Genomic DNA, 22,366 nt, shown 5'->3' on the forward strand with positions numbered 1-22,366 from the left:
GGCTATTCAGATAATCGAACAGCATTACGCCTGATCAGCGATAGCGCGTTTCATCTCCAGAGCCCAAGCGCGCCCTTCATCCCCTCCCCAGAGCAGCCAGGCGATGTAGCCGGCTGACGGGTTCTGCTCGTTGCCAAAATTCTTGCCGCGCTTGTCGACCTCGTGGCGGGCGAAGTAGCTGACCATGCGCTTGATGGTATGGGGCGTAAGCTCGGTACGGGCGACAAGCTCCTCGGCGCGGCCGACGCCGATCTCTGTGCCGCCGCGGCCGAACTGCCTTCTCAATACGAGTCCCCTGGCGGCGTTGTCGGCGACCACCTGTGGCGGGATCAGGCTGACACCGGATGCCTCGCGGCGGATCTCGTCGAACGGGTCGTAGGCGTATGGCATGCGGCGATTCCTGGCTGGCGGGGCAGGGTAGCCGGATGGGGGTGGGATGACGAGGGGGTGAGGTGACGGGCTTCCGAGGGTGGTTTCGCCGAACGGCTGTTCAGACAGCAGGCGAGGTCTGGCGCGGTGCCAGTCTGTGGGCGGCGTGCGCTTCTTCGACCACCCCCACCCCGATCCGCGTCGCGGATCGACCCCTCCCCACAAGGGGGAGGGTAAGTCCGGCCTCTCACTTCGAAGCGTAGATGGCGCAGTTGCCGGTGGTTTTCATCTTGTACTTCTTGCCGACCGAATTGCAGCGCTCTAACGCTTGCTTTTCGGCTGCTGCCTGGGACGGCGCGTTAAGGGAAGCGCCGCAGTAAAAGGCTTCGACGGCACCAAGATGCGTCTGGGCATAGGCCGAGTGGCCGGGGGCGGCGACATACTTCTTATAACCGTCCTTGCATGGACCAGTCGTGTTCCCGAACTGCGCCGCGTACCGCTTCTTGCCTTCGTTGCCGGCCAGCGAGCCCTTGTCCTTGGCCATTGCCGCGACCGGTACGGCCGCAACCAGAAGTCCCGCCAGCACCGGTGCCAGTGCCAGCCGCATAGTTTTCAGTTTCATTCGCAAATACCCCCCACCTGATGGTGAAGAGTTAGCTGCAATCTATGCGGGTGGGAAGGTGGGGCGAGGCAATTCATGCAGTTTCGTTAAGACGACGCCTGCGTATTTCAGTTCTGCCGTAGTGCTTTGCCGGCAGGAAGCCGCAGGACGCCCCGGGCTGGTTATGCGCCGGTGAAGCTCTTCTTCTGCCCTGCAGATGAATGCGCCACATGGCAAGTGTGCCAGCGTTTGCGCTGCCCCTCATCTGCCTGCCGGCTTCTTCTCCCCGTAAACGGGGAGAAGAGAAGCTGTGGCGACGTCCTGGCTTTTACTTGAAGTAATCCTGCAGTGGACGCACTTCGAGCGAGCCGGCCTTCAGCGCGGCGATGGCCTCGGCGACGGCGGCAGCACCCGACAGGGTGGTGTAGTAAGGCACCTTCTGCATCAGTGTGGCGCGGCGGATCGACTTCGAGTCCGAGACTGCCTTCTGGCCATCGGTGGTGTTGAAGACGATCTGGATCTGGCGGTTGCGGATGGCGTCCTCGATGTGAGGGCGGCCTTCGAGCACCTTGTTGATCTTCTCGGCCGGCACGCCGTTTTCATTGAGGAAGCGCGCGGTGCCCGAGGTTGCCAGCACCTTGAAGCCGAGGCCGGACAGGCGCTGGACGGCGCCGAGGATGCCGGCCTTGTCCTCGTCGCGGACCGAGACGAACAGCGTGCCCGAGCGCGGCAGGTCGACTCCGGCACCGAGCTGAGCCTTGGCGAAGGCGAGCGCGTAGTCGCGGTCGAGGCCCATGACCTCGCCGGTCGACTTCATCTCAGGCCCGAGCAGGATGTCGACGCCGGGGAAGCGGGCAAACGGGAACACCGCTTCCTTGACCGCGATGTGGCCGGGATTGCGGGCATCGGGCTTTTCGCCATAGTGGGCAAAGGCCTCGTCGAGGCTCTCGCCCGACATGATGCGGGCGGCGATCTTGGCGATCGGCTTGCCGACGGTTTTGGCCACGAAGGGCACGGTGCGCGACGCTCGCGGGTTCACTTCCAGCACATAGATGGTGCCGTCCTTGATGGCATATTGCACGTTCATCAGGCCGCCGACATTGAGCGCGCGCGCCATGGCCGAAGTCTGGCGCTCGAGCTCGTCGACGAGGTCGGACGGCAGCGAGTGGACCGGCAGTGAGCAGGCCGAGTCGCCCGAGTGGATGCCGGCTTCCTCGATATGCTCCATGATCCCCGAGACATAGGTCGTCTTGCCGTCGCAGAGGCAGTCGACGTCGACCTCGATGGCGCCAGAGAGATAGGTGTCGAACAGCAACGGGTTCTTGCCGAGCAGTGTGTTGATCTGGCCGGTCTTGTCGTTGGGGTACTTCTGCTTGATGTCCTCGGGCACCAGGCCCGGCACGGTGTCGAGCAAATAGGACTGCAGCATGCCCTCATTGTGGATGATCTGCATGGCGCGGCCGCCGAGCACGTAGGACGGGCGCACGACCAGGGGGAAACCGAGCTCGCCGGCAACGGTGCGGGCCTGCTCGACGGAATAGGCGATGCCGTTCTTGGGCTGCTTCAGGTCGAGCTTGTGCAAGAGCTTCTGAAAGCGGTCACGGTCCTCGGCGAGGTCGATGGCGTCGGGCGAGGTGCCGAGGATCGGGATGCCGGCTTTTTCAAGCGCATCCGCGAGCTTGAGCGGCGTCTGGCCGCCAAACTGGACGATGACGCCATGCAGGGTGCCGGCGGCCTGTTCGGCGCGCAGGATCTCGAGCACGTCTTCCGCCGTCAGCGGCTCGAAATACAGGCGATCTGAGGTGTCGTAGTCGGTCGAGACGGTCTCTGGATTGCAGTTGACCATGATCGACTCGTAGCCTGCCTCGCGCAGTGCATAGGCGGCATGGACGCAGCAATAGTCGAACTCGATGCCCTGGCCGATACGGTTGGGGCCGCCGCCCAATATGACCACCTTCTTGCGATCCGAAACCTGGGCCTCGTCGGCCACAGCGCCAGCGAAGGGCAGCTCATAGGACGAGTACATGTAGGCCGTCGGCGAGGCGAATTCGGCAGCGCAGGTGTCGATGCGCTTGTAGACCGGGTGGACGCCGAGCTTCTGGCGTTGCTTTTGAACGGCTTCGGCCTCGGTCTTGGTGAGCGAGGCGAGGCGGGCGTCCGAAAAACCCATCGACTTCAGCATGCGCAGGTTTTCGGCATCCTGCGGCAGGCCGTGCTCGCGGACGCGTGCTTCCATCGCAATGATGCCGGCGATCTGCTCGAGGAACCACGGGTCGATCTTGCACATGGCGTGCACGTCTTCGAGCGAGGTGCCCATGCGGATCGCCTGGGCAACCATGCGCAGGCGGTCGGGCGTCGGCGTGCCCAAGGCAGCACGGATGGCGTTGCGGTCGTCGCCGCTGTCGCCGTCGGTGCCGATGCCGGGGATCTCGATCTCGTCGAGGCCGGTAAGGCCGGTTTCGAGGCCACGCAAAGCCTTCTGCAGCGATTCCTGGAAAGTGCGGCCAATCGCCATGACCTCGCCGACCGACTTCATGGCGGTGGTCAGCACGGGCGAGGCGCCGGGGAACTTCTCGAAGGCGAAGCGCGGGATCTTGGTGACGACGTAGTCGATCGACGGCTCGAACGACGCGGGCGTGGCGCCGCCGGTGATGTCGTTTTCAAGCTCATCGAGCGTGTAGCCGACGGCGAGCTTGGCCGCGATCTTGGCGATCGGGAAGCCGGTGGCTTTCGAGGCGAGCGCCGAGGAGCGCGAGACGCGCGGGTTCATCTCGATGACGACGAGGCGGCCGTCGGCCGGGTTGACGGCGAACTGGACGTTGGAGCCGCCCGTCTCGACGCCGATCTCGCGCAGCACCGCGATCGAGGCGTTGCGCATGATCTGGTATTCCTTGTCGGTCAAGGTCAGCGCCGGGGCCACCGTGATCGAGTCGCCGGTGTGCACGCCCATCGGGTCGATGTTCTCGATCGAGCAGATGATGATGCAGTTGTCGGCGCGGTCGCGCACGACCTCCATCTCGTATTCCTTCCAGCCGAGCACCGATTCCTCGATCAGGACTTCGGTGGTGGGGGAGGCATCGAGACCGCTCTGGACGATGTCGAAGAATTCCTGGCGGTTGAAGGCGATGCCGCCGCCGGTGCCGCCCATGGTGAAGGACGGGCGAATGATGGCGGGCAGTCCGACATGGTCGAGCGCCTGGGCGCCGATCGCCATGCCGTGATTGATGTAGCGCTGCTTGCGGTCGCCTTCGCCGAGGTTCCACTGGGTTTCGAGCGCGTCGAGGGCTGCGTCGAGATTGGCCGGGTTCTCGGCCTTCAGCGCGGCGCGCTCGGCCTCATGCTTCTTGCGGTCGGCGTCCTTGACGTCGGAGGCGTTGGCCAGCATCGAGCGCGGGGTTTCCAGGCCGATCTTGGCCATGGCCTCGCGGAACAGCGAGCGGTCCTCGGCCTTGTCGATGGCGTGCGCGTCGGCACCGATCATCTCGACATTGTAGCGCTCGAGCACGCCCATGCGGCGCAGCGAAAGCGCGGTGTTGAGCGCGGTCTGGCCGCCCATCGTCGGCAGCAGTGCGTCGGGGCGCTCCTTGGCGATGATCTTGGCGACGACCTCAGGCGTGATCGGCTCGATGTAGGTGGCATCCGCCAGTTCCGGATCGGTCATGATCGTCGCCGGGTTGGAGTTGACCAGGATGACCCGGTAACCCTCTTCCTTCAGCGCCTTGCAGGCCTGGGTGCCGGAATAGTCGAACTCGCAGGCCTGGCCGATGACAATGGGACCGGCGCCGATGATCAGGATGGACTTGATGTCGGTGCGTTTTGCCATTGTGTACGGTCCGTAAGATATGCCTGCGCGAAGAACCGGGACGGGAGAATCCCGGCCGGTGCGCAAGAGAGAGTCAACTAGAGGCTAGGCGCGCCTTATAGGGGAAGGTTGGGGAGGGGGGAACCCCAAAAAATGCTTTTCCTGTGCCGGGATGCGGCTTTGATGCGCGTCGGTTGCCCACAGTGCGTGTCCGGATATCGGAAGGGCAGCCGCTGAGGTCCGCGACTGCCCATCTGGAGCGGGTTTTGGCCTATGCTGCCTGCTTGATGCTGGCGCCGAATTCCTTGAAACGCTTGATCGCATGGTCCGCTTCCACGAGCATTTCGGCGAAGTAGAGGCCCGGCGCGGGCGCTGCCTTGCCGTCGAGGCCTACCAGCCGCTCGACCGCTAGTGCGACGGCGAGCGCTGTGACCGGCGCCTGTCCTTCGGGATGGACGAATTCGTAGCGGCTACGGCCCTCTGTGCCGTCTTTTCTCTTGCCCGAGATGGCGATGGTGATCTCGGTGGAGAAATGCTCGCCGCGATGGCGGCTTGCGGTTTCGCCGAGCGCAAAATCGAACAGCACCGTCTCGGCGCCGGTGGTGACCGGCAGGCTAAAGACGTCGAATGGTGCATAGGACAGACCTGGCACCTGCCTGCCGTCGACACTCGTCACGCTGCGGCCTTGTTCGCCCGAGGGTTTCCAATGCCATTTGCCGCTTTCGAGGCCCAGGGTGCTGGACATCATTGTGAGGCGGGTGAAGTCGGCTTCGGCGGCGGGGCCGCCCATGTCGTGTTCGTCGAGAAGGGCGGTGATTTCGATCGAATCCACGGTCTCGAACTGCCTGGCGAAATGCACGACGGCGAGGCTCGCGGCACCGCCGAGCCAGCTGCTGCCCATCAGGAACGGCGCGTTCGCCTTGTGGGCATAAAGCGCTATCTCCGGTCCGATCTCCTGGATGCCGGTCGAAACGCTGAGATAGGGCACGGCGTTGGTCTGGGCGTAGTGGAGGGCGTTGAGCGTGTCGTCATAGACGAACATGGCAATGGCGCTGAAGCCTTTGTTTGCCGCTACGCCGAGGTCCTTGCGGTTGAGGTCGATGACGACAGCCTCGGCATTGCCGATCTCCTTGGCGACGGCTTCGGCTTTCTCAAGATTGCGGCCGCCGATGGCGATGGGGAGTTTGGGGTGCAGCTTGCGCAGGGTGCGGGCGGCGAGCGCGCCGACGAAACCGGCACCGCCGATGATCAGGACGGGCTTGTGCGTGGTCATTTGGGCAGTACTCCTCCGTGGCCGCGCGAAGGCGGCGCTCTAACGTCTGGATTGGAATGAGGTGAAGGCGGCGAGCGAACCAGCCGCCGGATGTCAGTCGAGCTTGACCAGCATCTTGCCGAGGTTGTCGCCGGAGAAGAGCCCGATGAAGGCCTGGGGCGCGTTTTCGAGACCCGAGACGACCGTGTCGCGATAGGTCACGCGGCCATCGGCCAGCCAGCCGGCCATGTCGGCGATGAATTCTGGCAGGATGTCGAAGTGATCCAGCACGAGAAAGCCGCGCATGCTGATGCTCTTGATGACCATTGCGGCGAGATTGTCGGGACCGGGAACGGGCTTTTCGTCATTGTAGCCGGAGATCATGCCGCAGATGGCGAAGCGGGCGCGGGGCTTGGCTGCTTCGAGCGCTGCCCTGAGGTGGTCGCCGCCGACATTGTCGAAATAGACGTCGATGCCTTCGGGCGCTGCTTTTTTCAGTGCCTCGGTCAGGTCGCCTGCCGTGCGGTAGTTGATGATGGCGTCGGCGCCGAGTTCCTTGACCCAGCGAGCCTTTTCCTCCGAGCCTACGGAAGCGACGACACGGGCTCCCTTGAGCTTGGCGATCTGCACCGCCATCGAACCAACGGCGCCGGCGGCGGCCGAGACGAAGACGGTTTCACCGGCCTTGAGCCCGGCTATGCGGAGCAGGCCGACATAGGCGGTGTGACCAGGGATGCCCAACGGGCCGAGCCAGGCTTCGGCCGGCGCCTTCGAGGTGTCGATCTTGTTTGCGGTGGCAGCGTCGACGAGCACGTGATCGCGCCAGCCGGAGAAGTGGCTGACCATGTCGCCGGCCTTGAACTCGGGATGGGCGGACTGCTCGACGATACCGACGGCGGAGCCTTCAAGCGGCTGGCCGATCTCGAAGGGGGCGATGTAGCTCGGCCTGTCGGTCATGCGGCCACGCATGTAGGGGTCGACCGACATGAACAGCGTTTTGACCAGCAATTGGCCTGCGGCAGGAGCCGGCAAGCTGCGTTCGACAAGTTGGAAGTTGTCGGCGCCCGGCAGGCCGGCCGGGCGACTCTTCAGGTGGATTTCACGGGCTGCAATGGACATTGAATTCCCCTATATGTGTAGTCATCTACCATGTGTAGCTTACTCTTTGTAAGTTACTAATGGTAACATATGTAGCGTGTGGCGATGTTCAAGCCACGGGCCGAAAAATTTCTGACCGGATGCGAAGGCGATGACGACTGCAAGTTCGATGAAAAAACTGCCGAAGGCCGAACGCCGCGCGCAGCTGCTGGAAGCAGCCCAGGAGATTGTGCGCGAGGAAGGCACCGACGCGCTGACGCTCGCCCGGGTCGCTGAACGGGCAGGGGTAAGCAAGCCGATCGCCTATGAGCATTTCGGCACAAGGGCGGGGCTGCTGATGGCGCTGTTCTCCTCCTACAACGAGCTGCAGCTGGCGACGCAGCGCGAGGCCCTTGCCAGCTGCGGCAAGACGTTGCGTGATGTGGCCGGCATTCTGGGCGAGGCCTATGTGCGTTGCGCCAGCCGCGCCGGCCCCGAGGCCGGAGCAGTGTTTTCGGCACTCTCGGGCACGGAGGAGATGGACGAGTTTCGCCAGACGCTGCGCAACGGCTATCTCAAGGAATATCGCGATGCGGTTTCGCGCTTCGTCGATCTGCCCGCCGATATCGGCGAACCCGTCTTGTCGGGACTTCTCGGGGCGGCCGAGGCCGTGTCGCGTGATACGGCGGCCGGGCGTATCTCATATGACGATGCCGTTGCAGCGTTGACCGAGCTGTTCACGGCGACGCTGGAGCGGTTTCGCCGCTGATTTCAGGCATATTGCCCGTAAAGGCTGTCAACAAAACGTCGCTACCTCCGCGTAGGCTCTCAAGTTATACTTGGGGTCTTCAACAAAGGGGGCGGGCATGGTTGATATCCAGACCTTCGGTGAAGTTGAACGTGTCGTTCGTGAACGGTTGAAGAAAACCAGACCTGAAATAGACACGTCGCTGGCGCGCATCGCCGAGGGCAATCCGCTGGCGGCTGAGCCGGAGCGCCGTCGCCGCGTCGAGCGGTTGCAGGTCAAGGCCGACCTGACCCGCGAACAAGCCGAGATGATCTCCACGGCGATCGAGACTGTCGGCGAACCGGCAAAGGCCGGACGCAAGCCTGCGATGGCCGCCGCCAAGCCGATGGGGCCGGAGGCGATCCAGGGGTCGACGCTGGATTTTGTCGGTGTTGCCTTCCTCGAGCGCGGCCGCCGTGCGGCGGATGCCGTCGGCCGGGTCGCCTTTCTCAACGAGATGCCGCAGGGCTCGGGCTTCCTTGTTGGGCCGAACCTTTTCCTGACCAATCATCACGTCATACAGACGGCCGCCGACGCCGCACGGTTCCAGGTGCAGTTCGACTATGAGCGCGACAAGTTCAACGAACTCAGGCAGCCGACGTCGTTCTTCCTCGACCCGGATCTGTGCTTTGTCACCGACGACATAGACGGGCTCGACTACACGCTGATCGGCATCGGCCAGCGCCGGCGCGGCCCGCGCGCGCTCGACGAATTCGGCTTTCTGGTGCTGTCCAGTGCCGGCGACAAGCACATGCTGGGCGAGATCGCCAATGTCGTCCAGCATCCCGACGGCCGGCACAAGGAGCTGGTGCTGCGCGAGAACCACCTGGTGGCGCGGGACGAGACGCTGCATGTGCTGCACTATGTCGCCGACACCGAACAGGGCTCGTCGGGCTCGCCGGTGTTCAACAACGAATGGGAGCCGATCGCCCTGCATCACTGGGGCGGGCCATGGCACGAGGTGATGGGCACCGACGGCAAGCCGCTGGCCAAGGAGATCAACGAAGGCATCCGTATCAGCGCCATCGTCAACGATCTGGAGACGCGGCTCGCCGGCATGGACGCGCGCAGCCGGGCTGCGGTGACGCAATTGCTCGACATCTGGGAGGAGGCGGGGCGACTGAAGCTGCAGCCTGTGCCGGAGGGGGGCGGTGAGCCGGACCGGGTGGTGGCAAAGGCCGGCAAGGGTGGCGATGGCGAGGCCAAGGCCCGCCTGGGCGACGACGGCTCGGTGATATGGACATTCCCGATCGAGATCAGCGTGCGGGCGCCGTTGATGGCACAGGCATCGACTGGTGCCGCGCCGAAATCCGGGGAGGTCAGGACGGGCGGCCCCGGGGCCGAGGCTGCGAGCTGGAAGACCGAGAATTTCGACGACCGTGGCGGCTATGAACCGGGCTTCGTGCCGGGCTTCGTGCTGCCGCTGCCCAGGCACGGCGGCGCGCCTGGGCGGCCGGCCAAGAATCTTCTGGCCAAGCCGGGCGACGACCCGTTCGAACTGCCTTACCACCATTTTTCCGTCGTCATGAACGCCGAGCGGCGGCTTGCCTACTACACCGCCTGCAACATCGACGGCTCGCGCATCAAGGCGGTCAACCGCGACGACAAGACGGTCACCGAGGATCCGAGCCTGAGCGAGCTCGGCATCGAGTCGATCGGCGGGGCGGAAGCCAGCGACGATTTCAGACCGGACCGCCGCGTGGCTCTCGAAGAGCAAATGAACAAGCCCTTCTATGACGCACAGAAAGTGGCTGGCTTTCCGATTGCCACATCGAACGAACGCAAGGCGCGGATTTTCCAGAAGGGCCACATCACGCTGCGCGGCGACCCGGCCTGGGGCACCGATGCGGAGGCGGTGGCAGCCGAGCGGGACACGTTCTTCTACACCAATGCGGCACCGCAGCTCGGCTTCTTCAACCAGGGCAGTGCGCTCAACCGGCCGGGCTCGAAGGGCAAGCTTCGCTGGCGGGCGGTCGAGACCTATGTGCTGCGCAACGCGGTGACAATGCGCCAAAGGGTGACAGTGTTTGCCGGGCCAGTGTTCGCCGACAGCGACCCGCCCTATCGTTTCGAAAGCAAGGTGCCGCTGAAATTCTGGAAAATCGCGGCGTGGAACGACGGCAACGACCTGCGCGCGATAGCACTGCTCGCCGACCAGGGGCCGCTGATCGAAGTGATGCCCGAAGGCATGGCGGAGGCGTTTGGCGATGCCGAGGAACTGGCGCGGGTGTCGGAGTTCCTGACGACCGTCGCTCATGTCGAGAGCCTTACCGGGCTTGATTTCGGCGACACGCTACGCGCTGCCGACGTCCGCGCCGGGCAAGAGGCGATCGGCAGGCCGGCGCTGACACTGGAGCCGAAGGATTTGGCAAGGGATGGCACGCTCAAACCGGCGACGAAGCCGGCGCGCTCGGGTGGCGGCAAGAAGACGTCGAAGCCGGGCCGGCGTAGGAAATTGGCCAGTTAGCCGGGAGCCAGAGCCGATAGTGGGGGCGAACTGCCGGATCAGTCCGGCATGAAGCCGGTGCGCAAGGCATGAGCCCATTCCGGGCGGCCGCCCTCGACGGCGCGGTGGGCTGCGGCTTCATAGTCATAGGTCACTGCAAGCGCATCGACACTGGTGACAATGCCGGCAGCGTCGAGTTCGACGAGGCCATAGCGCGCCAGCGGCGAGCCCTGCTCGGAGACATGGGCAGGCGCAGTGTCGTCGTCATAGGCTGGGGCGCCGACGCTGCCGGGATTGAACAGAAGACGCCCGCCGGAGAGCTGGACGAGATCGGCACGGTGGCTGTGGCCGGCGAGCAGCAGCCGATATTTGGGGTCGACCTGCCGGAGGCGGCTTTCGATGACTCTCAGCGGCGCGCGGATGAGCTGGCCTTCATCGATGACCTCGGAGAGATAGCGCTCGTCGTGATCGGGGCGGGCGTGGAAGGCGAGCACCGACGGGGCGATCTCCAAGGTCAGCGGCATTGCCTCCATCCAGTCACGCTGGGCTGGCGTCAGGCGATCATAGGCGAAGCGGTCGGACGGGCCCATGTCGGAGAGCGGGTCGGTGGCGACGCGGCGGTCATGGTTGCCACGCACCGTCGGCCAGCCAAGGGCCTGCAGCGTCGCTGCCGTTTCGCTGGGCCAGAGCGGACCGGAAACCAGATCGCCGAGATTGACGACGACATCGGCGCCGCCGCGCCGGGCGAGGTCGGCGACGACAGCCTCCAGTGCAAGGATGTTGCCATGGATGTCGGCGATGACGGCAATGCGCATGCTCAGGCCTCGTCGCGGAGGCGCTCGAGTGCGGGGAGTTCCTGGGCCGCGGTGATGATCGAATCGAGCAGGCCGGGGAAGCGGCTGTCGAGATCGGCGCGGCGCAACGAGATCAGCCGGCTGGTACCTGCCACCTCTGTGTGGGTGATGCCGGCCTCGCGCAGCTTGGCCAGATGGTAGGACAGGTTCGTCTTGGAGCCGAACTCGGAAAACTGGCCGCAGCTCACCGCCAGACCCTCGTTGCAGGCGAGATAACCGACAATGGCGAGGCGGGTCTGGTCGCCAAGCACTGACAGCACGTTGGCAAGGCTGATCTGGTCGAGATTTGGATGGGGCAAGGACATGGTCGGAAGGTAGCGGCGCTTGTTGGTCGGTTCAAGGTTTTGGACTGGCTGCTGACATGAGGATGGCAGCAGAGGTCGAATACACAGATTGACATGACGGGGGGATAAGTTCAATAGTTCAACATATTTTGAACTAAGGACACTGTCATGGACAAGCGCCTTATCTGGCTGGCGGTCGGTTCGTTCGCCATGAGCACCGTCGGCTTCGTGTTTTCCAGCCTGTTGCCGGCAATCGCCGGCGACGCGCATGTGTCGATACCGTTCGCGGGTTACCTGATCATGGCGTTCTCGCTTGCCTATGCGATCGGCGCGCCAGTCTTGTCGGCGCTGGCCGGCGAGATCGACCGTCGCCGGGTGCTTGCCGCGACCATGCTGGTGTTCGTCGCCGGCAACATCATTGCAGCGATGAGCAGCTCCTTTGCCGGGCTTCTGATCGCGCAGATCGTGATGGGCATGTCGGCCGGACTTTATGCTGCGACTGCCCAGGCAACCGCCGTGTCACTTGCCGGCCCCGAGCACCGAGCACGGGCGATCGCGGTCGTCGTCGGCGGCACGACCTTTGCAGTGGCACTCGGCGCGCCGGTCGGATCGTTGATTGCCACCATGTGGGGCTGGCGCGGCACCTTCGTTGCCATTGCACTGCTTGGCATCTCCTGCGCGGCGATATTGTGGGTGCGGCTGCCCCGGGACTCGCACGGTATCAAGTTGACGCTCAGTGAGCGCTTCACCGCCATTGCCCGGCCCGGCATCCTGCCCTCGCTCCTGGTGACGCTGCTCTATCTCGCCGGCGGATTCACCGTGATTTCGTACATCGCACCGCTGGCGCTCGAAGGAGCGGGGCTGCCTGAAATAGCACTTCCAGGCATGCTTTTGGCCTTCGGCGTCGGGGCCGTCATCGGCAACCTGTCGAGCGGCTATCTCACGGACCGCATCGGCGCGACGCGCATGGTGGTGATCTCGCTCTTGATGTCGTCGGGCTTCTGCATCGCCATTGCACTGACCCTGAAGCTGCTGCCGCACCATGTCGCCGGCCCGGTGCTGATCGCGCTGATGGTGCCGTGGGGCATAATCGGATGGGCCTTCCCACCCGCACAGGCAAGCCGTATCGTCGGCTTCGGTCCGGAGATCGCGCACCTGACCCTGTCGCTCAACGCCTCGGCACTCTATTTCGGCATTGCCTTCGGTACCGTCATCGGCGGCCGCGTGCTGGAATTCGCCCGGCCGTCCGACCTCGGCCTCGTCGCCGCCGCTTTTCCGCTGGTGGCGCTGGCGGTACTTGGGGCGAGCAACAGGTCGATCCGGCTCGCCGCCGCGCGCTGAGGCTGGTCCAACACATCCCGGCTTTTCCGGCCGGTCGAACTGTCCTAGATGCGACATCTGGCTGGCCGGGGTGGGTGAGATGAAGGGCGACAAAGAGCACTGGACGCGTGTTGCCGACCGATGGATCGCCTGGGCGCGCTCGCCCGCGCATGATGCGTTCTGGGTCTATCGCGAAGGGCTGACACGGTTCATCGGCGAGGGCTCCGGCCGCGCGCTCGAGGTGGGCTGCGGCGAGGGTCGCGTGGCGCGCGAACTGAAGGCGCTGGGTTACCGTGACTGACGTGGTGGCGGAGATGGTGGAAGCTGCACGGCAAGCCAACTCTGCCTATGCCGTTGCCGGTGTCGACGATCTGCCATTTGACGGCGGCAGCTTCGACCTTGTCATGGCCTACAACGTGCTGATGGACGTCGACGACGTGCCTGCGGCGATCGGGGAAATCCGACGCGTGATGAAGCCCGGCGGCACGCTGTTGATTTCGCTGGTCCATCCGTTCAGGGATCGCGGACGTTTCGCCGGGGAAGCGGCCGACGCGCCATTCGTGCTCGATGGTAGCTATTACGGCCGCGAGCGTTTCGATGGCGAAGAAGACCGTGACGGTCTGACGATGCATTTTGCCGGTTGGTCGCAGCCGCTCGAGGACTATGTAGCGGTGCTGGAGGGCGCGGGGCTGGCAATCACGGCATTGCGCGAGCCGATCCCGGATCGGGTCGATTCGGAACTGCTGCGCAAGGGCCCGCGTGCCGCTGTTCCTCTGGCTCAAGGCGCGCATCCTGGCTTGAAATGCCTCGCCGGCCGTCGGGTCAGCTCCGCCCAGCCGGCTTACATTAGCTGTCGCGAATTTTCTTGATGCAAACTGTCAGGAATAACGCTATCGGCTCGCGCGTTCATGTGGCTGCAAACGAAGCAGCGGGGCGGGCGAAGAATGGATTTCCTGCAGAGACTGGCCAGCTATGGCGAACGGACGGCACTGGTGTTTCCAGGCCGCCCCACCATCAGCTATGCAGAACTGGCGCGCCGTGTCACAGTCACCGCAGCCGGGTTCGGCGCGGGCCGCAAGCTCGTGGCGCTGGAAGCGTCCAATTCCGAACATGCGATAATCGCCTATCTCGCCGCGCGGGCCGGCGGGCATGTGGTGGCGCTCATCGCCCCCGGGGATGCGCAGGCGTTCGATGCGTTCGAGGAGGATTTTCGCCCTGATGTGTGCGTGAGGCAGGTCGACGGGCGCTGGCGTCTTGTCGAGGGCGAGGGCGCCGGGGAGACGCTGCATGTGGACCTTGCCGTGCTGCTGGCGACGTCGGGAAGCACCGGCAGAAGCCGCTTCGTCCGGCTGTCGTGGACCAATGTCGAGAGCAACGCCGAGACTATCGCCTGTTATCTCGGCCTGGCGCCGGCCGATCGCGCGGCGTTGATCCTGCCGTTCCATTATTCCTACGGCCTTTCGGTGCTCAACTCGCATCTGGCAGTCGGTGCCAGCGTGTTCGTCTCAGCCAAGGGCGTGGCCGACAAAGGCTTCATTGACGATCTGCGCGCGGCCGGTGTCAGCAACATCAGCGGCGTGCCCTATTCCTACGAACTGATGGACAAGACTGGCTTCAGCGCCGAGGAATTGCCGTCACTGCGTTTCATGACGGTGGCGGGCGGGCGGATGCCCGCCGGGCTCGCCGAGACCGTCCGGCGCAGGCTCGAAGCCAAGGGGCAGCAGCTGTTCCTGATGTATGGCCAGACCGAGGCCACGGCGCGCATCGCCTATGTGCCGCCGGCAGCGCTGGCCGATAACCTCGATAGCATCGGCATTGCCATTCCGGGCGGCGAACTGGCGCTTGTCTATGAGGACGGAGGCCGGATCGACGGCTGCGGCGAGGCGGGTGAACTCGTCTATCGCGGGCCGAACGTGATGATGGGTTACGCGCTCGACCGCAACGACCTGGCACGCGGCGCCGAGATCGGCGAGCTCAGCACCGGCGACCTGGCCGAGCGTTGCGAGTACGGCTTCTTCCGCGTCGTCGGCCGCCTCAAGCGCATGTCGAAGATCGCGGGCTTGCGGATCAGCCACGAGGCGGTGGAGCACGCGCTTGCCAGCCGGGGCGTCGTGGCGGCGGTCACCGGCGACGACCGGCGACTGGTCGCGGCGTTTTCGTCGGGCGAGGCGCCTGAGGATGTTTGCAAGCTGATGATCGAAGCGAGTGGACTGACGGCGCTGCATGTCGAGGCGGCGGCGGTCGACACCTTGCCGCGGCTGGCTTCGGGCAAGGTCGACCACCAGGCGGTGGCGCAGCTTGCGCGGCGAAACCAGAAGGCCGATGCCGGGCTCATCGAGGCGTTTGGTCGGGCCTTCTATCCCCGGCGGGTGACGCCGGCTGACAGTTTCGAGGAACTCGGCGGAGATTCGCTGCTCTATGTCCAACTGTCGCTGACCTTGGAGCGCAAGCTCGGCCGCATCCCCGAGGGCTGGGAGAAGATGCCGGTCGGCGCGCTGGCCCGGTTGAGCAGCCAGAAGGGAAACCGTCGCATCGTCGACACCGACATGCTGATGCGGGCGCTGGCGATCCTTCTCGTCGTCCTGCATCACGCCACACTCTGCCCCATTCCGGGCGGGGCGGCGGCGCTGGTGATGCTTGTCGGCTACGGGCTGGCGCGGTTTCATGGTGCGGCGCTGATGCGCGGCGAGACGTCGAGGCTGTTGCGCGCGGTGGCGGCAAATCTCGCCGTCTATGCGCCGCTGGTCGTCGGCTTTTCGATCGCGCGCGGCGAGGTGCTGTGGCCCTCGGTGTTCCTGGTCGGCAATCTCGGCATTTTCGATCCCAAACACATGCTGCCCTACCTCTACTGGTTCGTCGAAGCCTATGCGCAGGTGATGCTGATCGTCGCGGTATTGTTCTCGTTGCCGGCAGTACGCAAGCAGGTAGCGGCCAGGCCGTTCGCAACGGGAATCACAGCGCTTGTCGTCACCATCGCGATCAAGATCCTGGCGCCAAAGGTCTGGGCCGTCGGCGCGGTGCAGATCTTCACCGTGTCGGATGTATTTTATCTCGCCGTTTTCGGCTGGTGCGTCTTCCATGCGCAGACGGCGTGCCAGCGCCTTCTGGTGATTGGCGTTGCGGCCGTCGCCTTCCCGTTTATGGCTTATTGGGGCGGCAACTGGACCGGCTCCTGGGTCAAGTTCATGCTGCAACTTGCCTGCGTCGCCATGCTGCTCTACGTCCCGCGTATCACAGTGCCGCGGCCGGTCGCGGCACTGGCTTTGCCGGTGGCGGCGGCCGGATATCACATCTACCTGTTCCACCGCCTGGTGCCGGAGCTCGTGCTGCCGCAACTCCAGCTGCCGTGGCCTGTGCTGACCACGCTGAGCGTCGTGACCGGCGTCGCTGCGTTCCACTCCCAGAAGGCGCTGACGGCATGGCTTGCCAGCCGGCGCGGCCATGGTGCTGTGCTCGAGGCGCAGGCCGCGCCGGCGGAATAGTGAGTCGATCGCGGCGGGGCCGAGCTTTTGCAGGCAGGGAACGAGTGCCCGCCTGTTCGCGTTTGCCTGAGCGCCGCAGTTGTGCGGCACCTTCGGGAGGAAACGAACATGGCGATCACACCGGCGCCCACCGCCAAGGAAAAAGAGGCCGCAAGAGGCTTGCGCAAGGCAGCAGCGAGGGAAGAAAGCAAGGTCGAGGCCAAGACCGGCCGCGACTTCAAGAAGGGCGAACAGCGCTTCGAGGAGAGGGCGAAAAGCTCCGACGGCAAGAGCGCCGGCAGCAAGCAGAAAAGCTGAAATTGTGGTATCCGGACGAGGGGTGGCCCAAGCAAAAACCCTGTGACTTGCCGCAGGGGTTAAGCTAATTGTCTCAAGTGAGCGGCCGAGGCTGCGACAACATCAAGGGATACGCCTATGCGCTGGAGAGGCCGCCGCCAGAGTGACAACGTCCAGGATACGCGCGGTCAAGGCGGCGGTGGCGGGTTTGGCGGAGGCCTCGGTGGCGGACGCCTGCCGATGGGCCCGCGCATGTCGACGGGCGGCGGCGGACTGTCCGGCATCATCATCCTTGTCATTCTGTTCTTTGCGCTGCGCGCCTGCGGCATCGATCCGATGCAGATCCTGGCCGGCGGTGACGGCGGGCCGGTTTCGGGCGGCGGCCAGGTGAGCGAGGGCGGTGCGCCCGCCAATGACGAGATGACCCAGTTCGTCTCGACCGTGTTGGCCGAAACCGAAGACACCTGGAACGGCATCTTCCAGGCCGAGGGGCTGAAATACCAGGAACCGAAGCTTGTGCTGTTCTCCGGGCAGGTGCGCTCGGCCTGCGGCTTCGCCTCCTCGGCATCCGGCCCGTTCTATTGCCCTGGAGACCAGAAGGTCTATCTTGACACCGCCTTCTTCGGCCAGCTGGCCAAGCAGTTTGGCGCTGCCGGCGATTTCGCCCAGGCTTATGTCATTGCCCACGAGGTCGGCCATCACGTCCAGAACCTGACCGGCATTCTGCCCAAGTTCAACCAGATGCGGCAGCAGATGAGCGAGGCCGACGCCAACCAGATGTCGATGCGCGTCGAGCTGCAGGCCGACTGCTTCGCCGGCGTCTGGGGCCACTACACCGACCAGAAGGGTCTGCTCGAACAGGGCGATATCGAAGAGGCGCTGAACGCTGCCCAGCAGATCGGCGATGACACGCTGCAGAAGCGCATGCAGGGCTATGTCGTGCCGGAAAGCTTTAACCACGGCACCTCGCAGCAGCGCCAGCGCTGGTTTGCCGCCGGCTTCAACAGCGGCAAGCTGTCGGACTGCGATACCTTCAACAATCCGATCTGACGATGGCCGATCGGATGACTGTCTCTCCACGCATCGAACTGGTGCCGGGAGGCCTGTCGCTATCGCGGCTGGTGTTCGGCGCCTGGCGGCTGCTCGACGGCCAGAACCCTGGCGCCGAGGAGGTTGCACGGCTGATCGATACATCAGTCGATCTCGGCCTGACCAGCTTCGACCATGCCGACATCTATGGCGGCTACGCGGTCGAGGAGGCGTTCGGCGCGGGGCTGGCGCGCTGGAAAGGCCGGCGCGCCGGCATCGAACTGATCTCCAAATGCGGCATCATGCTGGCCTCGTCCAACCGGCCGCAGAACCGACTGAAGCATTATGACACCGGTGCCGCCCATATCGAGGCCTCGGTCGAACGTTCGCTGAACAACCTTGGCACCGACTATCTCGACCTCTTGCTGATCCACCGGCCCGATCCGCTGATGGACGCCGACGACACGGCGCGCGCCTTCGAGCGGCTGGTGGCGGCAGGTAAGGTGCGGGCCGTCGGCGTGTCCAACTTCACGCCGGACCAGTTCGACCTGCTCGCCTCGCGGCTGCCGTTCCCGCTCGTCACCAACCAGATCGAGCATTCGGTGCTGGAGACCTCGGCCCTGACCGACGGGCGACTCGACCATGCGCAAAGGCTGCGCTACGCGCCGATGATCTGGTCGCCGCTGGGCGGCGGTTCGCTGTTCACCGGCGAGGGTGCACGCGAGCAAAGGGTGCGGGCAGCGCTGAGGGCGGTCGCCGAGGAGATCGGTGTCGCCGACATCTCGACAATTGCCATTGCCTGGCTGCTCAGGCATCCGGCACGGCTGGTGCCGGTGCTGGGCACGATGAAGGCGGCGCGGCTGGCCGGGCTGGTCAAGGCGCTGGACATTAGGCTCGACCGCCAGCACTGGTTCGCCATTCTCGAGGCAAGCGAGGGCCGCGCGGTCCCGTAATGTTCCGCCGGATGGCGTTCTGGCATGAAGATAATTGATATGTTCACGTATTGTTCTTGATGAGTGCTTGATCTATAAGCAAGGTTTCCGCACGCCCCCGGCGGATCGATGCCGGCATTTGAGCGCCTTTCGCGGGTGAAAAATGCCGGCGCAGCTCGACTGATCTTCGCGGCCTCGAAGCGGCGCCTGTGGGTTCGACATGGTTGATGAGAAGACCGCCAGACGAGGCCTTGCGCTCGTTTTCGTCACATTGCTGCTCGACATCATTGGCTTCGGCATCATCATGCCGGTATTGCCGGCCTTCCTGCAGGAGCTGACCGGCGTCGGCGTCGGCGAGGCGGCGATCGAGGGCGGCTGGCTCTTCTTCGTTTATGCGGCGATGCAGTTCCTGTTTGCGCCGCTGATGGGCAATCTCAGCGATCGTTTCGGGCGCCGGCCGATCCTGCTCGCCTCTGTACTGACATTCGCCATCGACAACGTCATCTGCGCGCTCGCCTGGTCCTATCCGATGCTGTTCGTCGGCCGCGTTCTCGCCGGAATCAGCGGCGCGAGCTACTCCACGGCCGCAGCCTTCATCGCCGACGTCTCGAACGACGACAACCGGGCCAAGAATTTCGGACTGCTCGGCATCGCCTTCGGTGTCGGCTTCATCATCGGGCCGGTGCTCGGCGGCTTCCTCGGCGAGTTCGGCCCGCGCGTACCGTTCTGGGGTGCGGCAGCACTTGCCTTCGTCAATTTCCTGGTGGCCCTGTTCTTCCTGCCCGAGACGCTGGCGCGCCACAACCGGCGCGCCTTCGAATGGCGCCGCGCCAATCCGCTCGGCGCGCTGAAGCAGATGCGCAAATACAAGGGCATCGGCTGGATCGGGCTGGTGTTCTTCCTGATGGCGCTCGGCCACATGATGTATCCGGCGGTCTGGTCCTTCGTCAGCAGCTACCGCTATGGCTGGAGCGAACGGCAGATCGGCTTCTCGCTCGGCGTGTTCGGCCTCGGCGGCGCGCTTGTCATGGCACTGGTGCTTCCCAGAGTCATCCCCAGGCTGGGCGAGTGGCGTACGGCAGCCATCGGTCTCGGTTTCACGGCCGTCGCTGCCTTCGGTTATGCCGCAGCATGGCAGGGTTGGATGATCTATGCGGTGATCGTGGCGACTTGCCTCGAAGCACTCGCTGACCCGCCGCTGAGGAGCCTGGCCGCCGCCAAGGTGCCGCCGGATGCGCAGGGCGAGTTGCAGGGCGCGATGACCAGCCTGTTTTCGATCACCAGCATCATCACGCCGCTGCTCTACACCGGCATCTTTGCCTGGTTCACCGGGCCGAGCGCGCCGGTGACATTTGCCGGCGCACCCTATGCCGTCGGCGGGGTCTTCATCGGCCTGGCGCTGATGGTGTTCCTTTTCAAGGTCGAACGGCCGGCAGCCAGGAAAGCTACAGCCGTAGAAGCGGAGCAGGTCAACTGATGACACCAGTCTATGTCGATCCCGCCAAGGTTCACGAATTCGCCGATGCCGCGAGCTTTTATGCCTGGCTCAGCAGGAACCACGACAGCCAGGACGAGGTCTGGATCAAGGTCCACAAGGTCGGATCGGGGCTGACCTCGATTACGCCGAAGGAGGCGATCGAAGTCGTCTTATGCTGGGGCTGGATAGACGGCCTGCGCAAGGGGTTCGACGGCAGGAGTTTCCTGCAACGCTATTCGCCGCGCGGCAAGAAGGGCACCTGGAGCCAGATCAATGTCGACAGCGTGGCGCGCCTGGTCGCCGAGGGGCGGATGACCGAGCATGGCATGAAGCAGGTCGAGGCGGCCAAGGCTGACGGCCGCTGGGACCGGGCTTACAAGAGTGGCAAGGACATGCTGATCCCTCACGACCTGCAGGCGGCGATCGATGCCGAGCCGGAGGCGAAAGCAATGCTCGGCAAGCTCAGCGAGCAGAACCGCTTTGCGCTCGCCTTCCGCACCCACAACATGAAGACCGAGGCCGGGCGCAAGAAGAAGATCGAGACCTTCGTCGCCATGCTGAAGCGTGGCGAAACGATCTATCCGCAAGGCAAGAAGTGAACGGAACGCTCGACGCCCTCGGCCTCGTTCAATGCAGGCCGAACTCGTGCAGCAGTTCCTCTCGGTATCGGACGAAGCGAGGTTCGCTGCGGTCGCGCGGGCGGGGCAGCTCGATGTCGATCAGGCGGGCGGCGGCACCCTTCTCCTTGGGCAGCACCAGCACCCGGTCGGCGAGATAGACCGCTTCTTCGAGATCGTGGGTGACCATGACCATGGTCACGTTCTCCTCGCTCCAGATGCGGGCGAGCTCTTCCTGCATGGTGATCTTGGTCATGGCGTCGAGCGCGCCGAGCGGTTCGTCGAGCAGAAGGATTTCGGGCTGTACGGTCAGCGCGCGGGCGATGCCGACGCGCTGGGCCATGCCGCCCGAGAGTTGTTTGGGATAGGCATCGGTGAAGTCGCCGAGGCCGACGAGCCCGATATGGTCGCGCGCCCGCTCCTCGGCGCGGGCGCGGTTTTCGCCACGCACCTCGAGGCCGAAGGCGACGTTGCCGAGCACCGTCAGCCAGGGCAGCAGCCGCGGCTCCTGGAAGATCACGGCGCGGTCGGAGCCGACGCCATGCACCGGTTCGCCGTCGATCGCCACCCGGCCGCCATCGGCCACTTCGAGACCGGCCAGCACGCGCAGCAGCGTGGTCTTGCCCGATCCCGACGCGCCGACGATGACAAGGCATTCGCCGGCGCGGATGTCGAGGTTCAGGCCCTTCAGCACCGCCAGCGGTCGGCCGTTGATGGCGAAGGATTTCGAGAGGTCGCGGATCGAAACCTCGCCGCGGTGGCCGCTGTCGATGCTGGTCATGCTTGTTCTCCGATGTCTTTGGCCAGGCCTTTTCAGGCACAGTTCGATTTGGCTTCGGCGTTGGGCTGGACAGCAGGTCGGCGGCCTTGAGCTTGCCCTTGGGTAGCGATCCCTCGCGTTCGAGCACGGCGATCCAGAAGTCGAGGTCGCGGGGAACCGCCTGCGCGCCTTCGCGGAGGCCGAAGCCGGTCCAGTATTTGGCCAGCTCGGCGTTCTCTCCGCGCTTCGACAGGATGGATGCCAGCACCTTGCGTGCTTCATCGGGGTACTGGCGCGATCATTCGGCGGCGCGGGTCGACTGCTCGACGAAGGTGCGGCGCACGCGCAGCGCTGGCTTGGGCGAACGGCGTAGGGGGCGGAAGAACCGGCCTTTGGCGGGTCGAAAGAAGTGGCCATGAGTGCGCCAGAGCGCTCGCGTCTGGCTGGTGTCGCGGGCTGGACAGCTCATTTCGCGCATGCCCGGGTGGTGCAGAATTTTTGCGACGGGCAGGGCGCGCCACCCGTCTTTTCACGTCGGTGAGATTTGCCGGATGTTCTTAACCAACTGGTTGACAACCGCTTGAGCGAATTGTATTCAACCAATAAGTTAAAAACTAGTTGGTTGAATAGTGACATGACTGATCCTCTTTCCCTTACCTTTTCCGCGCTGGCAGATCCGACGCGTCGCGCCATCCTGGCCCGGCTTGCCCAGGGGCAGGCGAGCGTCGGCGAACTGGCTGCACCCTACGACATGAGCCTGGCGGCGGTGTCGAAGCACATCAAGGTGCTCGAAAACGCCGGCCTGATCTCCCGCGAGAAGGACGCGCAGTATCGCTACTGCAAGCTCCAGGCCGGCCCGCTTCAGGACATCGACGGCTGGGTTGGCGCCTATCGCGACCTGTGGCGCGACAATCTCGATCAGCTCGACGCCTATCTCGCCGACATGCAGCGCGGCGACGACACCAACAAGCAGTGATTTCACGAGATACGAAAGGGAATGA

At 64.5% G+C, this 22,366-nt stretch carries 20 protein-coding genes and 1 pseudogene; 12 read left to right on the plus strand and 9 right to left on the minus strand.

Features of this window, described 5'->3' with window-relative positions:
- Window positions 1-24 precede the first annotated feature (24 nt).
- From H5P29_RS13030 to H5P29_RS13050, 5 genes are all read right to left on the minus strand, one after another.
- Window positions 25-390 carry a hypothetical protein gene (locus tag H5P29_RS13030; RefSeq protein WP_067959738.1) on the minus strand — a complete coding sequence of 122 codons (366 nt, stop codon included), beginning with the start codon at window positions 388-390 and terminating at the stop codon, window positions 25-27.
- A 226-nt stretch (window positions 391-616) separates the two neighbouring features.
- Entirely contained in the window at window positions 617-991 is a 375-nt protein-coding gene (locus H5P29_RS13035; RefSeq protein WP_246340509.1) for a hypothetical protein, read from the minus strand.
- Between the two features lie 307 nt (window positions 992-1,298).
- Window positions 1,299-4,793, minus strand: a complete 3,495-nt coding sequence (gene carB, locus H5P29_RS13040) for a carbamoyl-phosphate synthase large subunit (protein WP_067959741.1) — start codon at window positions 4,791-4,793, stop codon at window positions 1,299-1,301.
- 250 nt (window positions 4,794-5,043) lie between these two features.
- Entirely contained in the window at window positions 5,044-6,045 is a 1,002-nt protein-coding gene (locus H5P29_RS13045; RefSeq protein WP_067959743.1) for a saccharopine dehydrogenase, read from the minus strand.
- A 93-nt stretch (window positions 6,046-6,138) separates the two neighbouring features.
- Window positions 6,139-7,143, minus strand: coding sequence for an NADP-dependent oxidoreductase (locus tag H5P29_RS13050; protein ID WP_083948523.1), 1,005 nt, complete (start codon window positions 7,141-7,143; stop codon window positions 6,139-6,141).
- A 130-nt stretch (window positions 7,144-7,273) separates the two neighbouring features.
- Between H5P29_RS13050 and H5P29_RS13055 the strand changes: the two genes are divergently transcribed.
- Both H5P29_RS13055 and H5P29_RS13060 read left to right on the plus strand, forming a co-directional pair.
- On the plus strand, window positions 7,274-7,870 hold the full coding sequence (locus H5P29_RS13055) for a TetR/AcrR family transcriptional regulator (protein ID WP_067959746.1): 597 nt from the start codon (window positions 7,274-7,276) through the stop codon (window positions 7,868-7,870).
- 97 nt (window positions 7,871-7,967) lie between these two features.
- On the plus strand, window positions 7,968-10,355 hold the full coding sequence (locus H5P29_RS13060) for a DNA/RNA non-specific endonuclease (protein ID WP_154384832.1): 2,388 nt from the start codon (window positions 7,968-7,970) through the stop codon (window positions 10,353-10,355).
- 38 nt (window positions 10,356-10,393) lie between these two features.
- On the opposite strand, the gene H5P29_RS13065 is transcribed toward H5P29_RS13060, so the two are convergent.
- Together H5P29_RS13065 and H5P29_RS13070 are read right to left on the minus strand one after the other, a co-directional pair.
- Complete coding sequence (locus tag H5P29_RS13065) at window positions 10,394-11,149, minus strand: metallophosphoesterase (RefSeq protein ID WP_154384833.1); 756 nt, start codon at window positions 11,147-11,149, stop codon at window positions 10,394-10,396.
- A gap of 2 nt (window positions 11,150-11,151) precedes the next feature.
- Window positions 11,152-11,493 carry a helix-turn-helix transcriptional regulator gene (locus H5P29_RS13070; RefSeq protein ID WP_067959756.1) on the minus strand — a complete coding sequence of 114 codons (342 nt, stop codon included), beginning with the start codon at window positions 11,491-11,493 and terminating at the stop codon, window positions 11,152-11,154.
- Window positions 11,494-11,640: 147 nt separating this feature from the next.
- Here H5P29_RS13070 and H5P29_RS13075 point away from each other — a divergent pair, with 147 nt between their 5' ends.
- The 9 genes from H5P29_RS13075 (at window position 11,641) to H5P29_RS13110 (ending at window position 20,587) form a co-directional block, all read left to right on the plus strand.
- Window positions 11,641-12,813 carry an MFS transporter gene (locus H5P29_RS13075; protein WP_154384834.1) on the plus strand — a complete coding sequence of 391 codons (1,173 nt, stop codon included), beginning with the start codon at window positions 11,641-11,643 and terminating at the stop codon, window positions 12,811-12,813.
- A gap of 79 nt (window positions 12,814-12,892) precedes the next feature.
- The gene (locus tag H5P29_RS32335; RefSeq protein ID WP_210252516.1) at window positions 12,893-13,093 is read left to right on the plus strand and encodes a hypothetical protein; all 201 of its coding nucleotides are present in this window, start codon (window positions 12,893-12,895) and stop codon (window positions 13,091-13,093) included.
- On the plus strand, window positions 13,086-13,661 hold the full coding sequence (locus tag H5P29_RS13080; RefSeq protein ID WP_210252517.1) for a class I SAM-dependent methyltransferase: 576 nt from the start codon (window positions 13,086-13,088) through the stop codon (window positions 13,659-13,661). Before H5P29_RS32335 ends, H5P29_RS13080 begins: the two co-directional genes overlap by 8 nt.
- 75 nt (window positions 13,662-13,736) lie before the next feature.
- Window positions 13,737-16,274, plus strand: coding sequence for an AMP-binding protein (locus H5P29_RS13085; protein WP_185910352.1), 2,538 nt, complete (start codon window positions 13,737-13,739; stop codon window positions 16,272-16,274).
- A gap of 108 nt (window positions 16,275-16,382) precedes the next feature.
- A complete protein-coding gene (locus H5P29_RS13090; RefSeq protein WP_154384836.1) occupies window positions 16,383-16,571 on the plus strand; it encodes a hypothetical protein in 189 nt (62 codons plus the stop codon).
- A gap of 117 nt (window positions 16,572-16,688) precedes the next feature.
- Window positions 16,689-17,600, plus strand: coding sequence for a neutral zinc metallopeptidase (locus H5P29_RS13095; RefSeq protein WP_067959768.1), 912 nt, complete (start codon window positions 16,689-16,691; stop codon window positions 17,598-17,600).
- Between the two features lie 14 nt (window positions 17,601-17,614).
- Window positions 17,615-18,532: an aldo/keto reductase family oxidoreductase gene (locus H5P29_RS13100; protein ID WP_154384837.1), complete on the plus strand. Its 918-nt coding sequence runs from the start codon at window positions 17,615-17,617 to the stop codon at window positions 18,530-18,532.
- 199 nt (window positions 18,533-18,731) lie between these two features.
- Window positions 18,732-19,988 (plus strand): TCR/Tet family MFS transporter, encoded by a 1,257-nt coding sequence (locus tag H5P29_RS13105; RefSeq protein WP_154384838.1) that lies wholly within the window; start codon window positions 18,732-18,734, stop codon window positions 19,986-19,988.
- Window positions 19,988-20,587: a YdeI family protein gene (locus H5P29_RS13110; RefSeq protein ID WP_154384839.1), complete on the plus strand. Its 600-nt coding sequence runs from the start codon at window positions 19,988-19,990 to the stop codon at window positions 20,585-20,587. The genes H5P29_RS13105 and H5P29_RS13110 overlap by 1 nt, the downstream gene beginning before the upstream one ends.
- Window positions 20,588-20,615: 28 nt before the next feature.
- Here H5P29_RS13110 and H5P29_RS13115 read toward each other — a convergent pair whose 3' ends face one another.
- On the minus strand, window positions 20,616-21,386 hold the full coding sequence (locus H5P29_RS13115; protein WP_154384840.1) for an ABC transporter ATP-binding protein: 771 nt from the start codon (window positions 21,384-21,386) through the stop codon (window positions 20,616-20,618).
- Window positions 21,387-21,447: 61 nt separating this feature from the next.
- Window positions 21,448-21,702 (minus strand): annotated as a pseudogene (locus H5P29_RS32930) (ABC transporter substrate-binding protein); the annotation flags it as partial.
- Between the two features lie 297 nt (window positions 21,703-21,999).
- Here H5P29_RS32930 and H5P29_RS13125 point away from each other — a divergent pair.
- On the plus strand, window positions 22,000-22,341 hold the full coding sequence (locus H5P29_RS13125; RefSeq protein ID WP_154384841.1) for a helix-turn-helix transcriptional regulator: 342 nt from the start codon (window positions 22,000-22,002) through the stop codon (window positions 22,339-22,341).
- The last annotated feature ends 25 nt before the right edge of the window (window positions 22,342-22,366 follow it).

Origin of the sequence: Aminobacter sp. MDW-2, assembly GCF_014250155.1 — a bacterium.
Taxonomy (GTDB): domain Bacteria; phylum Pseudomonadota; class Alphaproteobacteria; order Rhizobiales; family Rhizobiaceae; genus Aminobacter; species Aminobacter ciceronei.

Excerpts from the sequence above, each read along its gene's own strand:
- H5P29_RS13030 (WP_067959738.1), bottom strand. The coding sequence starts at position 390 with ATGCCATACGCCTACGACCCGTTCGACGAGATCCGCCGCGAGGCATCC.
- H5P29_RS13035 (WP_246340509.1), bottom strand. The coding sequence starts at position 991 with ATGAAACTGAAAACTATGCGGCTGGCACTGGCACCGGTGCTGGCGGGA.
- carB (WP_067959741.1), bottom strand. The coding sequence starts at position 4,793 with ATGGCAAAACGCACCGACATCAAGTCCATCCTGATCATCGGCGCCGGT.
- H5P29_RS13045 (WP_067959743.1), bottom strand. The coding sequence starts at position 6,045 with ATGACCACGCACAAGCCCGTCCTGATCATCGGCGGTGCCGGTTTCGTC.
- H5P29_RS13050 (WP_083948523.1), bottom strand. The coding sequence starts at position 7,143 with ATGTCCATTGCAGCCCGTGAAATCCACCTGAAGAGTCGCCCGGCCGGC.
- H5P29_RS13055 (WP_067959746.1), top strand. The coding sequence starts at position 7,274 with ATGACGACTGCAAGTTCGATGAAAAAACTGCCGAAGGCCGAACGCCGC.
- H5P29_RS13060 (WP_154384832.1), top strand. The coding sequence starts at position 7,968 with ATGGTTGATATCCAGACCTTCGGTGAAGTTGAACGTGTCGTTCGTGAA.
- H5P29_RS13065 (WP_154384833.1), bottom strand. The coding sequence starts at position 11,149 with ATGCGCATTGCCGTCATCGCCGACATCCATGGCAACATCCTTGCACTG.
- H5P29_RS13070 (WP_067959756.1), bottom strand. The coding sequence starts at position 11,493 with ATGTCCTTGCCCCATCCAAATCTCGACCAGATCAGCCTTGCCAACGTG.
- H5P29_RS13075 (WP_154384834.1), top strand. The coding sequence starts at position 11,641 with ATGGACAAGCGCCTTATCTGGCTGGCGGTCGGTTCGTTCGCCATGAGC.
- H5P29_RS32335 (WP_210252516.1), top strand. The coding sequence starts at position 12,893 with ATGAAGGGCGACAAAGAGCACTGGACGCGTGTTGCCGACCGATGGATC.
- H5P29_RS13085 (WP_185910352.1), top strand. The coding sequence starts at position 13,737 with ATGGATTTCCTGCAGAGACTGGCCAGCTATGGCGAACGGACGGCACTG.
- H5P29_RS13090 (WP_154384836.1), top strand. The coding sequence starts at position 16,383 with ATGGCGATCACACCGGCGCCCACCGCCAAGGAAAAAGAGGCCGCAAGA.
- H5P29_RS13095 (WP_067959768.1), top strand. The coding sequence starts at position 16,689 with ATGCGCTGGAGAGGCCGCCGCCAGAGTGACAACGTCCAGGATACGCGC.
- H5P29_RS13100 (WP_154384837.1), top strand. The coding sequence starts at position 17,615 with ATGACTGTCTCTCCACGCATCGAACTGGTGCCGGGAGGCCTGTCGCTA.
- H5P29_RS13105 (WP_154384838.1), top strand. The coding sequence starts at position 18,732 with ATGGTTGATGAGAAGACCGCCAGACGAGGCCTTGCGCTCGTTTTCGTC.
- H5P29_RS13110 (WP_154384839.1), top strand. The coding sequence starts at position 19,988 with ATGACACCAGTCTATGTCGATCCCGCCAAGGTTCACGAATTCGCCGAT.
- H5P29_RS13115 (WP_154384840.1), bottom strand. The coding sequence starts at position 21,386 with ATGACCAGCATCGACAGCGGCCACCGCGGCGAGGTTTCGATCCGCGAC.
- H5P29_RS13125 (WP_154384841.1), top strand. The coding sequence starts at position 22,000 with ATGACTGATCCTCTTTCCCTTACCTTTTCCGCGCTGGCAGATCCGACG.